This window comes from Paenibacillus sp. OAS669, from assembly GCF_014873645.1.
GTDB classification, from domain to species: Bacteria; Bacillota; Bacilli; order Paenibacillales; family NBRC-103111; genus Paenibacillus_S; species Paenibacillus_S vulneris.
The window spans coordinates 286502-301297 of record NZ_JADBDR010000006.1; the positions used below are offsets into that span (position 1 = coordinate 286502).

Here is a 14796-nt window from a genome sequence, read left to right on the forward strand (position 1 = left end):
CGGTGCCTTAGGCCAAGATTGCAGCTAATCCGTTCAGAATATTTTAATTAGAGACAGCTTTAAAGGAGCGCTTCGTTAATTTCAATTCCTTAGCTAGATCAATAGCCTGCTTCATATCCTCATGTTGGCTGGACCAATGCCAGCTCCCGTACCTGCCAATGCTGTAGATGTTATGCTGCTGCAAGTAGCCTCGGAGCCTAGATGTGATTCGATCGTCCGGCAAGCAATAGTTGTGCTCCAGATAGATTGGTTTCATAGTCACAATATCCCGTTCATCCTCAATGATCCCAATGCTTATAAGGTCCTTAATGACCCGTGGCCATAAGCTTAATGCTTCCTCTTCATCCTTAAAATACAAAGGGGAGCACTCTACATAAATGGAGCTATATCCTTCCGGGGCCATACTAGGTTGAACATTGCTATAGAAACCGATGCGGTAGCAGCAGTACTTCATCTCCGATACATAAATCCAGCTTTTGTTGGCATGCAGCGGATTCTTCTTTACTCCTAAATTGAGGATGAACCCCCTGCTTGCTTGCAAATGCCGGGACAAGCTTGTGATCTGACTATCTGCACCGTTCAGCATACTTATCAATTTGGGTAGCGGCATCGTGGAAACAACCATGTCCCAAGGAACCGTTTGCTCATTGATGGTGATAGTTCGGTTATGAAGATGAATCGATTGGACTTGAGAATTGAACTGAATGCATGCATGGTTCGCCAGGTGTCCCGGAATCGCTTGGGCTCCTAACGGGCTTTGCGGATAATAAAAATAACTGTTATATCCCGCAGTATTCTTGTCCGTTCGAACATTTCTGATTTGCTCGTATTGGCTTACTTGGATTTGTGCCAGATCCGATACCCCGAACATCTTCCTGTTATAATCTCTGAAAAAATATTCAAACAAAGTAGGTCCGTACGATCGGAGCAGCATGTCCAAATAGTTATGGAAGAGGCCCCCTCTGTCTGCTTCCTTTTCCTTTATGGCGATTAACTCCCGATTAATCTGATTGACAAATCGACTGTCTTCATGCTTTTTATAGCTCTGCTGTAACGGAAAGTCGAACCATTTTCCTTCCAGGTATACGAAGGCTTGCCGTGTGTGCCTTTGCAGAGGAAGTCCTTCCAAAAGCTGCAAAACCTCCGGGACATTTTGATAATGAAACCAATGGCCACCTACATCGAAGGTAAACTTGCCAACGGGAGTATCGATTCCATACGATGCGGCTTTCCCTCCAATTATGGAACTTCCTTCCAGGACCTTCGCATGGCCTAAGCTTGCTGCAAAAGATAAGCCGGTTACGCCCGCTCCGATAACATATATGGACACCATGCTCCCCCTTTTTTCTTCTAGATCTGCATGACGCTTCTAATTCGTGAATTGACCTTATGTACGTCATATTTTTGCTCTGCTATCTCGCGGCTGCATGCTCCCATTCTTTCTATCAAGCCAGGGTCTAGTATGAATCGTTCCATCGCCTCAGCTAGCGCGGCGGCGTTCTTAACCGGTACCAGGAAACCATTGTATTCTGGAATAACCGTTTCCTTGCATCCAGGTGTATTCGTAGTAATAACAGGCATCCCCATTGACATCGCTTCCAATATAGATTTAGGAGTTCCTTCACGATAATAGGAGGGCAGGACGAAAACATCCGAGCTGTTTAGATGCGGTCGAACATCCCTGGTTTCTCCAAGATAATCAACCACCTGCTCATTTATCCATTCGGTCATTTGGTCCTCACGGATCGCCGTCGGGTTAACATCAAAGGGACCTAACAGCTTGATGCCTATATCCGGATACTTCTTTTTTAAAATCCTCGCAGCTTCGATGTATTCGTAAATTCCCTTGGCCTTAATTATTCTTGCTATAAGGATAAAGGTAACGGGCGCTTTGCCCGTCCTGCCGGAAGGCTTTCTAAATGAAGTAAGGTTGACACCCACTCCGTTCACTATCGTCGCTTTTTCCCGCTGAATGAAGTGAATGTTAGTAAATAGTTGAAGATCATCCTCGTTTTCAAAAAAAGCCCCTTCACAATGACGAAAGGCCTGGCGGTATAAGGTTTTGACAATCGGCATCAGCATTCGCTGCTTCCAGGTTCGCTCCATGAACATATAGCCTAATCCGGTAATGTTGACAAATACCCTTCCCTTGTTTGCGAGTCTGGCCGCCAGGCTGCCGTAAAGTACGGGCTTGATAGAGTAGCAGCTGATGATATCGGGGTCCTCATCTCCTATGATCCGAACCAAATGAAGAATACTGCGTAGATCATACAACGGGTTTAACCCTGTATTCCGGATAGGAACCCGAACGAACTTAACCCCAATGGCAGCCAACGTATCCTCCACTATGGTATCAGGTGCCAATGCCGTTACGCTGTGCCCGTCTCGTACCAACGATTCCAAAAGATCCCGGTTAAAATTCAAATAGTACTTGGCGTACGGAACAACAAATAAAACCTTTGCCATTTCATCACCTTCTCGGGACCGTATTAGCTTACGTTTACCTGACTTAATTTGTATGCCGCCGCACATACCAATCCGAATGCTGCCGCTGCCAATCCATAGGCATCAAACGATAGGATGAGTAAGGCGATGGTACCCAGTATAATGGCACCCGCATAGGCGAGCAGCACCGCTTTTCTGACGGATAGCCCCATCTTGACAAGCCTCAACGCAAAATGATCCTGACTCCCTCGAAGCGGGGACTTCCCGGCCCTTATTCGCAATACCGAGACAAAGATCAGCTCAAATAAGGGGATCCCTAGAATAAAAACGGGGACGATCAGCTGCCGGCCAAACTCCTGACCCTCCGTCCAATCTATCACCGTGCATGCAACTAAAAACCCAATCAGTAAACTGCCGGTATCGCCCATATAGATTCTTGCGGGCTGAAAATTATAGATCAGAAAGCCTAAGCATGCACCAGCTAAAGCGAGCATTAAAGCGCTGCTGAATAGATCCCCTGAAAGCTGCAGCAACAATGCAAAAAATAAGGAACAAATACTAACAATGCCTGCCGCAAGCCCGTCCATAATATCGATTAAGTTAATGGCGTTAGACACACCTATGATCCAAAGGATGGTCACTGCAAGGTTCAATATTCCGTTATCAAAAACCGAGAAAGAGATCCCGCTGGACCCAACGATGAAAGCAGCAATAAACTGTACAATAAGCTTCGTAACGGGAGATAACGGCCTTATGTCATCAACGAGACCTAGTCCCAGTATAATCAGCGCGCCAAGTATTTTACCGTACTGATTCATCAAGGTCACATGATCGTTCTGTAAGATCAGTACGACTGCTACAGCGGCAAAAATAGCTAGTCCTCCCAAATAGGGAGTGGGGCGCTTATGCGTTTTCAATTCCGTATTTGGATAATCAACGATGCGCAGCTTAAGCGCGATAATCCTCATGATGGGGGTCAATAGCATGCAAAACGCTAGCGAGAAAAAGAAGCTGGCTGCTAACAAATGAATTTTGTATCCCCCTTCGTTCGTTATAAGGCTTTTGATTTTGCAAAATGACGTTCGTTAAAACGAACGAGTCTTGTCCCCATTATATTTCGATTGTAATAAAATAGCAATTCATTTGTATATTTTTCCTGCCACTTTTATCTCGTAGTTTCCCGAATGCCTGATCGTACTTCCCGTCTTGGAATTCATCCTTAGGAGCTCTTGCGGTATACTATTTCGTAAAGAGGTGAATGTGGTGGAATCGTTGAAGTCCATTTATCAGCGATATTTCGATGAAACGTTGTTTGGCCAAAAGAATGGAGTAACGTACAATCTGCGACCGGAAATCGGCGCCGGGAATGCCTGCAAGGTCACTACTTATAGCGGGATCGAAATCGTGTATCACGATATTCGTTATCATGAACCGTATCCTTTTTGTTTTGCTTCCGGAGGACGTATGGTTGAGCTTCAGTTTACTCTTTCCGGGGGGCGGCAGGTGAATGTGTCCGGTCAGGATCATGAAACTCCGGTCGGGCGGGGTACGCTTGCTTTGATTCAAGACTTTCAAGCGCAGTTTTATCCCTCGGCACAAGAACCGTATGTTTCCCTATCGCTGGCCATTCCGGTTTCTCTATTTGATTATGCGGCTCATGAGTTGACGGCTTCAACCAATACGAATTTCGAATTCGACCGGCTCCTGCAGGGGCAGACCTTCCGCCGCTATTGTTTTAAAAATGACGCCAGAAGCATGGTATTGGCTAAGCAATTAATCTCCGATTTTAAAGACGCCAATAGATCCCCGTTACTGATGGAAGCATCCGCATTAGAGTTACTGAACATGTATATGCTTCAATTATTCGAGCCTTCGCCCAGACCGGACGGCTTGTCCAAAGGGGATATCCAAAAACTGCATAGGGCTAAGGAAATACTTGAATCTTGTATGACCGACCCTCCTTCTCTGCTGGCCTTGGCCAAAATGGCCGGGTTAAACGATTTTAAACTGAAGACGGGCTTCAAGGCATGTTTTGGAATGACCGTATTCGAATATTTGAGACATGTTCGTCTCGAGCGTGCGATGATGGTTCTGCGGAACCAAGAGGCCAATGTCACTGACACTGCGATGATGGTAGGCTACAGCAACGTAAGCGCATTTTCCGAGCAATTCATTCGGAAGTTTGGTATGAAGCCGTCGGAGATAAAAAAATATTTTTAATCCGTTTGACCGTAATGGATTCCGTTTCGCGGGAGCGGTCCCTACCGCAAATCCCTTATACTCCTCTTCAAACAATACTATTGTGTAGAGGAGTATAAGAATGAACAAAATGAAGGGAAGCATTTTTTTCAGTGTTTTCGTAGCCATGCTGGGAGTTATGCTTATCGCGCCGATTACCCCCTCGCTTATACGAGAATTGGGCTTAACGGAAATCCATTCCGGAATCCTTATTTCCGTCGGATCGATTATGATGGCGGTTATGGCTCCTGTATGGGGGAATATCAGCGATGTGAAGGGACGGAAACCGGTAATCCTGATTGGGTTTATTGGTATGTCCATCAGCACTTTATTGTTGGCGGTCACCTTCTATAGCGGTCTCCACCACTGGCTTAACGGTGGACTGCTGCTGTTGCTGATGATCGTCACGCGAAGCTTGGTCGGGATGTTTATCCCGGCAATCCTTTCCTCCTCACAAGCTTATATGGGAGATGTGACGGAGGGGAAGGAAAGAGGAACCGGCATGGCGATCATAAGCGCGGCAAATGGGCTTGGGCTTATTCTCGGCCCGGCTATCGCCGGTGTATTTACATTATTTGGTTTGTTGTGGCCTTTATATTTTGGGATTGGGATTGCAATAGTCGCCTATTTCATCACTCTGCTGCTGATGCCTGCAAAGAAACCGGCGACAGCGAAGGGGTCTACCAAAGTCAGCCCATTTCTACCTGGTTTGCGCAATTATTTAATCGTGGCGCTAGTCACGATGATAGGGATCGTAACGATTCAAGTCATTGGAGGGTTTTATCTGCAGGATCAGCTGAGTCTCCCCTCCGATCAGTTGGCAAGGATAGTTTCCTTCGGCTTAATGCTTACGGGCATGGCCATGTTCTCAGCCCAAATCGTGCAGTCCAAATGGCTGAAATGGGAGCCGCGGCCGATGATCCTGCTCGGTTCCTTGATTCTCGTCGCAAGCATGCTCCTATTCCTTCTTACAGCTCACCTTCCATTCTACTATGTGGCGTTTTTTGTATTTGGATTAGGGTCAGGCTTTATGATGACCGGATTTATGGCAGGCGCTTCTCTTTCTGTAAGCAGCGAACAGCAAGGAGGCGTTGCCGGTTTGGTTGCGGCCATGCAGGGAATCGCCGCCATCATCGCCCCTATTCTAAGCACCACTCTATATCAGGTGAATCGATACAGCCCTATGGTCATGATAGCTATTCTTACCGCCCTCTTGGGCGCAGGGATGCTGGCCCGCTTGCGAAGGGGACCGGCCCATAGCGCTATCAAGCGAATGGAAGGCAGGGAGATTCGGGCCGTCTCCGAAGATGCTAAATAGGGCAGCGGCACCCGCTTTGAAGCTTACTTTTGAGAATCAAGAATAAACATAGATGCATCTTTTCCCATGAATATTTTACTTCCAGTATAGAAGGTTCGGGATTGAATATCCCTATACCCTATTTTCGTCATGATGTTAGCCAGCTCTGCTTGATCAAATCCGTTATGAACGATATCTGACTCTATGTTTTCATTTTTATTAAAATCTACAATCAGTAAATGGCCTCCTTTATTTAGAACGTCAAATAACCTTGATAAGACCAACTCGACGTCACTAATATGAAGGAGAACCTGAGCCATAAAAATATAGTCAGCATGAAAATCCGATACACTTTCCTTCTCAAAATCAAAACATAAGGTATCTGCATTTTGAATATCGAAGCCCGAGATTTTTTGCTTGATTTGATCAAGCATGTTTTGCGATGTGTCCAGAAACAGCATGGATTGAAACTCGTTTAGCAGGTTCATTCCGACAAGACCCGTTCCACAACCAAAATCAATAGCATTCTTACTTTTAGTGTCAACTAAATAGGTGCGAATAGCCTCCGATGATACCTTTGCAATTTCGATTCTTTCGGGGTTGTCGTATAGGTTAGCTATCATTTCAAACTTATCCGTATTTCCCATTCGTTTCTCTCCTTCTGCCGTTAAATATGTTCTAACAGGTCCATCACGTTATGAAAATGAATTTCGCTCAATTGCTCAATAACCTCTTCAACTACCATAATCTCAGAATCTGTAATCCTCATGCAAATCATACCTACTAACCAACAGGATTATTCGCGCTGAATCCCGTCCCCATGATGGGGAATATCGGTATAGCATTTGCAGGTCTGCGCAATTATATTGCCAATCTTCATACGGAACAGCTAGCCTAAAGGAATTTTTGTTGACCACCGGTCTTTCCTTTTTCCGTTATAGACAAAAGATCGCGCCATTGCCGCGGCAGAGTCATCAGAGAATTATTGATATGACTACAGCCGGGATAGATTGGCCATACAATTAACGGCAGCGGCGATAGGTACAGCCGCCAATTCGTCATCAAGAACAACCATTGCTGGCGACGGATACAAACTCTCAAATTCAGTATGGGGTATAAGCACGATTTGATTCGGCAGGCTAACTTGAGCACGCAGAATATGATGCCAAGGTACAGTGAAAGATTCGGTATTATCCAAATTGACGGCTTCGATGCCATGAGGTTTTATTGGCGAAGTACCTTCGTAATACGTAATTTTGGCTGGCACAGGTGGTGGAGCCGGACTTTCTTTCTTGGTAGAGGGGATCTTCTTGGGGCGAATAACCAGCTCCCACAGCACGATACAGATAGCGGGAAGAAGGAAGGCTAGTACGGCCAGCCATTTGCTTGAGGTTAACAGCAATGTTCCTAGAAAAAGCGCCGCCGATACGGCAGCGAGTAGCCAGACATAGAATTCTTCCAACCGTTTCGAGGAATGTTTTTTTGACGAAGGTACCTGCGGCGTAACCGTGGCTTCTACCATTTTCCGGTCTTCCCCCTCCCATTCTCTCTTCGGTAAATGTTCGCCCCCCAACAGATACGCATTCATGTCATCGTGCCAGCGCTCAAACCATAATTCGTCCGGACGCCACCATAGCTGGAGACAATGCTCAATCTGCTCCAAGTACGGAAGGGGGTCCGTAAAAAAATCAAAATACTGAGCCAGTTCCAAATGAACTACCGGAGATGGATGCGACCGCACATGTGTAAATAACGTTTCCAACCATTCTGACATATAAGGACCAAGCGCCGGAAAACGTGCTAAAATAACCGGCAAGCTCTGTCGCAATTGCGCTGCAGCCTCTTCCCATGGAATATGCCAATGTAATGCCCTCTCAAATGCCTCCCATTCGGGCAAAACCTCAAGATCCTCATGCTCCAGATGGGGTTCAATCGCATCCCAAGCGGTTAAAAGCCACTCGCGATAACGCTGATATTGCTCCTGACTGACCAAGCTGAACCACAAAGGTGCAAGAACATTGTTCGTCTCAAAAGCGACATCTTCATACCGTCCATCTGCTGCCTCCGCAGTAACACTCAAAAACGTCCGGTTACCCATAATTCCCGACACATCCTCTTTTTTACTGTAACACCGAATTTGGAACGATCGATCTTTTCATCAAAATATGCCCACCACAGTCTTTCTACCACACCGCTTCCCCATTTTGCTTAATACCGGTTCAAGCCATTTTGGGTACAAATATTCGTGGCCTACAGTGCATTCCCCTTCTCAAGAAATCATTTTTCTCTTTTATGGGAGGTAACCAAAAAGGCCGATAACCTCGAGGAATTGAACACGGCGTACATAATCATGGTTTTACCATTTCTTTCAGAGCATATATTTAATACTGATATTTACTTAGGGAAGGGGACTGGACGATTGCCTAAAAAAAGGGGTACATCAACAGGCTCTACAAAGTCATCGGCAGGCATAAAGAACGATCGGAGAGAAGAGCTTTCTATAAACTCTCTTGACAATAAGCGCTTGAACAAAAGACCTAATTTTCTGCTAATTATGGTAGATGAGGAACGCTATCCCCCTGTTTACGAAAGCACAGAACTGAAAACATGGCGTGAGCAGAACTTGCTGGCTCAGGAATATCTTCGCAGCAATGGATTAGAGTTTCAACGTCATTATGCTGCTTCTGTCGCATGCTCCCCGAGCCGTGCAAGCTTATTTACAGGACACTATCCCTCCTTGCACAGAGTGACTCAGACAAGCGGCCCCGGAAAGGGACCTTTCGGGGACGGGATATTTTGGCTTGACCCGAACACAGTCCCGACCATAGGAGATTACTTTGAAGCTGCGGGATACCAAACCTTTTACAAAGGCAAGTGGCATATTTCGCATCCGGACATTTTGATTCCCGGTACTTATCAATCGTTTCCCAGCTACGACCCGCAGACCGGCGTACCCGGACCGCAAAGAGTTGATATTTATTTAAATGCGGACCGCCTCGCCAATTACGGGTTCCACGGATGGGTCGGCCCTGAGCCGCATGGCTCAAGTCCTCATGATTCCGGATCGTCGTCGGCCATCGGATTGGCAGGCAGAGACCAGGTGTTCGCGGCGGAAACCATAGAGCTGATCGAACGTCTGGACCAGGAGCAAAGAGAACATCCTTCGGCGGAACCAAAGCCGTGGTTCATTGTTTCCTCATTTGTGAACCCGCATGATATTACCTTGTTTGGAGAGATTACGCGGCAGCTTCCGCAATTCAACTTTGAAGTAGACCCAACGATCCCCGATATTCCTCCGCCTCCGACATGGACCGAATCCCTAAGCACGAAGCCTCACGCCCAACGAAGCTATCGTGATCTGTATCCCCGGGTTTTCCAGCCTACCGGAAACTCGAATTTCTACCGCCAACTGTACTTTCAGCTTCAGAAAAACGTGGACCAGCAAATAGGAAAGGTACTGGAAAGCCTCCGCGGCTCCTCTTTCTATGAAGATACGATTGTGACCTTTAGTTCAGACCATGGGGAGATGTTAGGCGCCCATGGCGGCATGCATCAGAAATGGTATAACGCTTATGAAGAGACCATTCATGTACCGCTGTTGATGCATAATCCCAAGCTGTTTAACGGCCGGAAAACAACGGATATACTTACCTCCAATGTAGATCTGCTTCCCACCATGCTTGGGCTTGCCGGAATTGACGCCGATGTGGTTCAACAAAGCTTAAAAAATGATCATACGGAAGTGCATCCCTTGGTTGGCAGAGATTTATCTCCTTTGATCTTAGGGGAAGGCAAGCCGGACCGAGCCGGGGAACCTCTTTATTTCATGACGGATGATGACCCGACCACCAACACGGTCAAACATGGGCTCTTGGGAATCCCCTATGAACCTGTCGTACAGCCAAAGCATATTGAAACCGTGATTGCTGAGCTCCATACGAATGGACGCAGCGAGATTTGGAAGTATTCGGTTTACTTCGATAATCCCCAATTCTGGTCGAATCCGGGCATCCAAGATGAACAAACGCAGCAGGCTCCAGCTCTATTAAAGGACGGAACCTTTCGCCAGATTCATCAATCTATTTGCTTCACTACTGTAAAAACGGAACCTGTCCCGAACCAATATGAACTGTATAATGTAACCGCAGATCCGCTGGAGGTCACCAATTTGGCATTTCCGAGCAATGCCACGGACGAATCCAGAAAAATTCAGAGGAGAATGTCCGTGCTGCTGAAGGAACAACGCCAGAAGAAACGATTGTCACCATCCAGCGGCAATGTGTGAGGCTATTTTGAATGCCAAGGACAGCCGTCTCAGCACCAATTTATCGCTATCCCAAGGTCATAAAAGGCTCAGGATACGGCTCTGAGCCTCTTATTATCAAAAATTGCCGTCGCTCGCGGTAAGGTCTGCCATGCTGTCTGTAACGGCAATTGTTAAGGGCATCCAATCCGTGGCCCTGCAAGATCTTCGCTGAACCACTCATGAAACTGTTCTTGATCAAATCAATCTGGAAGGTGCTATTGGATAAATGATACGCAAAGAAAAAAACAACCATCGACGACATGAACGTCGACAATGGTTGTTTAGTATAACTGTTTACTTATCGATTAAATCGGTCGTCTTAAGCATTCTTTCAATCAGCGCTGCCGCTTCCGCCCGCGTCATGCTTTCTTGCGGCTTCAGCAATTGACCTGCGCTGCCTTCGACAACACCAGCACGAATCATCCGTGCCACTGTCTCGCGTGCCCAATCGGACAGATTCGCCGCATCGCCGTATACCGAAAGCGCCGCTGCGATTTCCGCTTGGCTCAAGGCCGCATCCTGCGGTCTAACCAGGCTGTAAGCCCGGGCGATCATCGCGATCCCCTGCTCACGGGTAATCTGCCGGTCGCCGCGGAACGTGCCGTCTTCATAGCCTTCCACGATGCCGAATTCGCTGGCAACGGATACGCCATTGTGATACCAGTCGGTGGAAGCAACGTCATGGAACGTGTTCTGTGCGGCCTTCTGACCCATTAACCCCATACCCGTTGCGGCCATTACCGCAAATTCCGAACGGTTGATGTTGCGGTCAGGTGAGAAATCATTGTTCCCCGTTCCGGCAAGAATGAGTCTTGCAGCTACATTATTAACCGTCTTATGAGCCCAGTGGCTCTTCACATCAGTGAAGTCCTGCGGGTTCCAAATGATGGAGTAATTTCCATGGCTGCGCAAATCTTGAATCTTAGCAAAATACCGGTCGCTGATCTTCGTAACGACAGTCGGTACATGATTCACCGTTCCATCCGAGTTCACAATCACCCCGGTCGTAATCCGGTTCGGGTCGATGCCTTCAGGAAGTGCAATATATCTCGGCGCATACCCGTCCAGTTGCTCCGAACGGACAGTCTGTCCTGCGCGGGAGAAGGCCAAGTCGAGACTTACCGGATTCACCAGCAGCTCATAGCCGCCATTCGCTGCACGGCTGCGAGCGTTGTCGATGAAAGCTTGCTCCGAAAGCCGAATGGTAACATTCACAGCAATATCGTTAAGCGCCGCATCGCCGAACTGCTTCGCGATCGCGCTAAGGTCCAGCTGGCTGCTAGGCACCGGATAGATGGCCAACAAATTCCCAATTTCCAGGCTCGAGCCGCTATCCTTCAGCTGCTTGACCATGGCTGCCGTTAGGCCTTGTACTTGTACATCGCCATCGCCCGGTACGCGAATCGCCAGATGCTGCGCGCCCCCTTGGGACAAGATGCCGTTGAGCTTATCGCCATCGATCTTCACGGTAGTAACGTTCCGGTCTCCGACTTTCTCTGTCGTTTGTGCTGCGAAGGAGGTTTGGTTATCGTTCACCGTTGTAACGATGTCGCCGGAATTAGAAGCACCGCCGCCTCCGCCTCCACCGCTTGGCCGGTTACTTCCGGAGGAGGTTGCTCTAAGGACGGTGACTGTATATTCTTTGATACGGCCATCCCGGTCGGTCACTTTCACCGTTACCGTATTCATACCAACGTTGAGCGGAAGTGCTGCGCTTATAGCTCCGCTGGCCACTTCGCTGAAGGTGCCTCCGTTAACGGCAATTTCGATCTTAGCACCCGGATCGAGCGCTACAGGCGTCCATTGCAGCTGGTATACACCGCCGGACACGGTCATCGTGTAGGCTTCCTTGTCCGACTCGAAAGCCGGGTTCAAGCTTCCGGTGGACGGAGTAAGCGAGACCAGCTTGTTCGTGGTCCGGGTGATTTCCAATGTATAAGTCGTTTGCTTGCCGTCCGGGCCAGTCACTTGCACCTGAATTGTATTCAAGCCTTCCTTGAGAGGAAGGTTGTTCCAGTCCGAAGCACTGACCGGGTTACCGTTCAAGGTAACGGCGACTTTACTGCCCGGCTGCAGCGCTTGCGGATCGATACCGATTGTAGTCACTTCGTTCGATACGACGGCTTTATAGTTCAACTGCCGGCCGTCGAAGGCCGGGGTCAGTGCGATCGGTTTGCCGTTCGCATCGCCCACTTGGAGCGAGACAAGTCCAGGCTCGCCATTCACTGAAACCAGACGATTACGCGCATCGTTCATCGTTGCCAACGCCGCATTCACCTCAGCTTGCGTTGCATTCGGATCATTCAATACCTTATCGGCTTGCTTCAGCGCATCCTGCAGCGCCTGCCAGCTCTCCGGCGTATAGGCTGCCGGGTTCAAAGACTCGCTGCTGATTTCGTCCGCTCTCTTTTGCAGCGCGGATTTGTCAACGGCCTTGCTTGGTTTCGTAATTTCAATTCGATACGTATTCTGCTGGCCGTTCGTGTGAGTAACAACGACTTCAATCACATTCAGACCCGGCTGAAGCGGCAAGTTCGCCCAATCCTCCGCATCTACCGATTGGCCGTTGAAGATCACCTTCACTGTACTGTTCTCGTCCGCCGTCTTCGGAGCGATGGCGACGCTATATACGTCTTCCGTTACCGTCGCTTTATAGTTCAAATACGACTTCCCGTCAAATGCTGGAGTTAACGTAAGAGGTTGGCCAGCTGCTGCCGAAGGGTTACCATATACCGCAGCTCCAACACTAGGGTTTAACCCGCTAAGCACCGGATCCCTCTTCACAAGATCTTTGCGGGCCGATTCCAAAGCAGCCAATGCATCGTTGACTTGCTCCTGGGTGGCATTAGGATTGCCGAGCACATTCTGTGCATTCTTCAATGCATCGTCTAACGCTTTCCAGCTCTCCGGCGTAAAGTCAGCTGCTTGCAAGCCCTCTTGATTGATCCTATCGACCGCCGCTTGCAGCTGTGTTTTATCTACCATAACTTTGGTGGCCGTGATGTTGTCAATGACACCGGGATTATATTCGACAATAACTCCCGGGTCTCTATATGTACTGCTGCCGTGTATATTAAGCACGGGTAAGTAACCTATTTTGGTATTATTTTTATCTAGCAAAAGTGTAATATGATCGTAGTTTCCATTAGGTACAATCTCATTCGAGGTTTCAAGACCTGTTTGGAAGCCCGTTGATACATACCTTGTGTATGCACCAACAGAAGTATCCCAATTAGGTTTGTAGGTTTTGGTAGCGCCAATAAAGCTTATAAAGTACCAGCTTCCTGACCAGAAACTCTTAAATTCTTTAAACATACTGGCAATCGCAAGCATTTCTCCAGGATTATCTTTTGCCGGTTCTACAAGATGTCCGTTAATGCCCTCTGCGGTAGTCACAGCATCCTTGAATGTCATGGTACCGTTACTTTCTCTTGCCACATATACAAAATGGCGTCCATTATAGGTACGCACAGAGGTTTTTCCATCGGTCAATGGCGCCCCTGGTGTTACATTGACAATGACATTTTGAGTTTGCCCTGTAGCCGGTGTAAATGTCATGTTTCGAATAGCGGCTTGAATGTCTTCATACTTAGTACTACCCGAGAAATTGAACACTCTATTTGCAGGTGTAGATTTATCAGTAGTAATACCATTAATGGTTATGCCATTAGTCAACTCGGTAATACCGCTAGATAGAGTTCCAAGAGTAATGGAGCCTCCATTTACAGCAACTGTAAAGTACCCGCCCTTTGTATCAACAACGCCTGTACTTCCAAATGCAGCATTAGGCAGCTGATAGGTTGCCCCGGTTACTCCAACAGGATTCCCGAGTTCAAGTGTCGGCGTTGCCGCTGCTTCTGCTTCTAACGGCTGAAAAGGGATCATCGTCAATACCATAACGATTGCCATTAGAAGCGATAACATACTTCGGTTTTTTAATTTCAACTTTTGTTCACTCCTCCATATATAAAATTCATAGTCTCAAATCTGGCGACTCAGCAGAGTTCTCCCCTCTTCTTTAAGCCGCGCTCTTTTATTACTCACCTCCAAACAGGGTACATTCGACATTAGCAACTCCCCCTATCTTAAAAATACAAAAAACCCCAGTCCAAAAGCGGGCATTCGCTAATAGACGGAGGTTCCCGTCGTATTCGGTAGCTGGCTGGCATTGGTCATTTTACAACAAACCCTTAGCCCCTTTAGCTTTGCGTCCCAGCCTTTCGACTGGTTTGCTATTATCGTACGATCTCTTTTCAAATATGTAATGGATAGTAGCTCAGACATAGTATAATTTATGGGTAAAATTACGTTAAGGTACTTTTGTCCCAATATTTTCATTATATTTGACAAATCTGAACAATTTCTGAACAACTCCGGCCAGCCATGTCGCAACATGTCTATCAATCGGAGGATTAGCATCTTGCTTCAGGCTTGATAATAACGTTTACCTGGTACCCGGTTCTAAATCGAGCATTTTAACATCTTCTTTGTCTATCCATTCCATCGGAGG

9 protein-coding genes and 1 riboswitch are annotated in these 14796 nt (G+C 47.5%); of the genes, 3 read left to right on the top strand and 6 right to left on the bottom strand.

The genetic code is table 11. The features are described from left to right. Window positions 1-43: 43 nt before the first annotated feature. The 3 genes from GGC63_RS15765 to GGC63_RS15775 are packed head-to-tail and all read right to left on the bottom strand — an operon-like array spanning window position 44 to window position 3470. Window positions 44-1333 (bottom strand): protoporphyrinogen/coproporphyrinogen oxidase, encoded by a 1290-nt coding sequence (locus GGC63_RS15765; RefSeq protein ID WP_192703116.1) that lies wholly within the window; start codon window positions 1331-1333, stop codon window positions 44-46. A 17-nt stretch (window positions 1334-1350) separates the two neighbouring features. Further along, a complete protein-coding gene (locus tag GGC63_RS15770) occupies window positions 1351-2466 on the bottom strand; it encodes a glycosyltransferase family 4 protein (protein ID WP_192703117.1) in 1116 nt (371 codons plus the stop codon). A gap of 23 nt (window positions 2467-2489) precedes the next feature. Next, entirely contained in the window at window positions 2490-3470 is a 981-nt protein-coding gene (locus GGC63_RS15775; RefSeq protein ID WP_192703118.1) for a glycosyltransferase family 4 protein, read from the bottom strand. 238 nt (window positions 3471-3708) lie between these two features. Here GGC63_RS15775 and GGC63_RS15780 point away from each other — a divergent pair, with 238 nt between their 5' ends. Both GGC63_RS15780 and GGC63_RS15785 read left to right on the top strand, forming a co-directional pair. Next, window positions 3709-4665: an AraC family transcriptional regulator gene (locus GGC63_RS15780; protein ID WP_318781061.1), complete on the top strand. Its 957-nt coding sequence runs from the start codon at window positions 3709-3711 to the stop codon at window positions 4663-4665. 100 nt (window positions 4666-4765) lie between these two features. Next, window positions 4766-6001 carry an MFS transporter gene (locus GGC63_RS15785; protein WP_192703120.1) on the top strand — a complete coding sequence of 412 codons (1236 nt, stop codon included), beginning with the start codon at window positions 4766-4768 and terminating at the stop codon, window positions 5999-6001. A gap of 23 nt (window positions 6002-6024) precedes the next feature. Here the strand turns inward: GGC63_RS15785 and GGC63_RS15790 are convergent, their stop codons facing one another. Together GGC63_RS15790 and GGC63_RS15795 are read right to left on the bottom strand one after the other, a co-directional pair. Next, window positions 6025-6627 carry a class I SAM-dependent methyltransferase gene (locus GGC63_RS15790; RefSeq protein WP_192703121.1) on the bottom strand — a complete coding sequence of 201 codons (603 nt, stop codon included), beginning with the start codon at window positions 6625-6627 and terminating at the stop codon, window positions 6025-6027. 347 nt (window positions 6628-6974) lie between these two features. After that, complete coding sequence (locus GGC63_RS15795; protein ID WP_192703122.1) at window positions 6975-8078, bottom strand: hypothetical protein; 1104 nt, start codon at window positions 8076-8078, stop codon at window positions 6975-6977. Window positions 8079-8399: 321 nt separating this feature from the next. On the opposite strand from GGC63_RS15795, the gene GGC63_RS15800 reads away from it, so the two are divergent. Further along, on the top strand, window positions 8400-10265 hold the full coding sequence (locus GGC63_RS15800; protein ID WP_225948240.1) for a sulfatase-like hydrolase/transferase: 1866 nt from the start codon (window positions 8400-8402) through the stop codon (window positions 10263-10265). 315 nt (window positions 10266-10580) lie between these two features. On the opposite strand, the gene GGC63_RS15805 is transcribed toward GGC63_RS15800, so the two are convergent. Beyond that, window positions 10581-14231 carry a cadherin-like beta sandwich domain-containing protein gene (locus GGC63_RS15805; protein WP_192703124.1) on the bottom strand — a complete coding sequence of 1217 codons (3651 nt, stop codon included), beginning with the start codon at window positions 14229-14231 and terminating at the stop codon, window positions 10581-10583. 205 nt (window positions 14232-14436) lie between these two features. Further along, window positions 14437-14530, bottom strand: a riboswitch (cyclic di-GMP riboswitch). Window positions 14531-14796 lie beyond the last annotated feature (266 nt).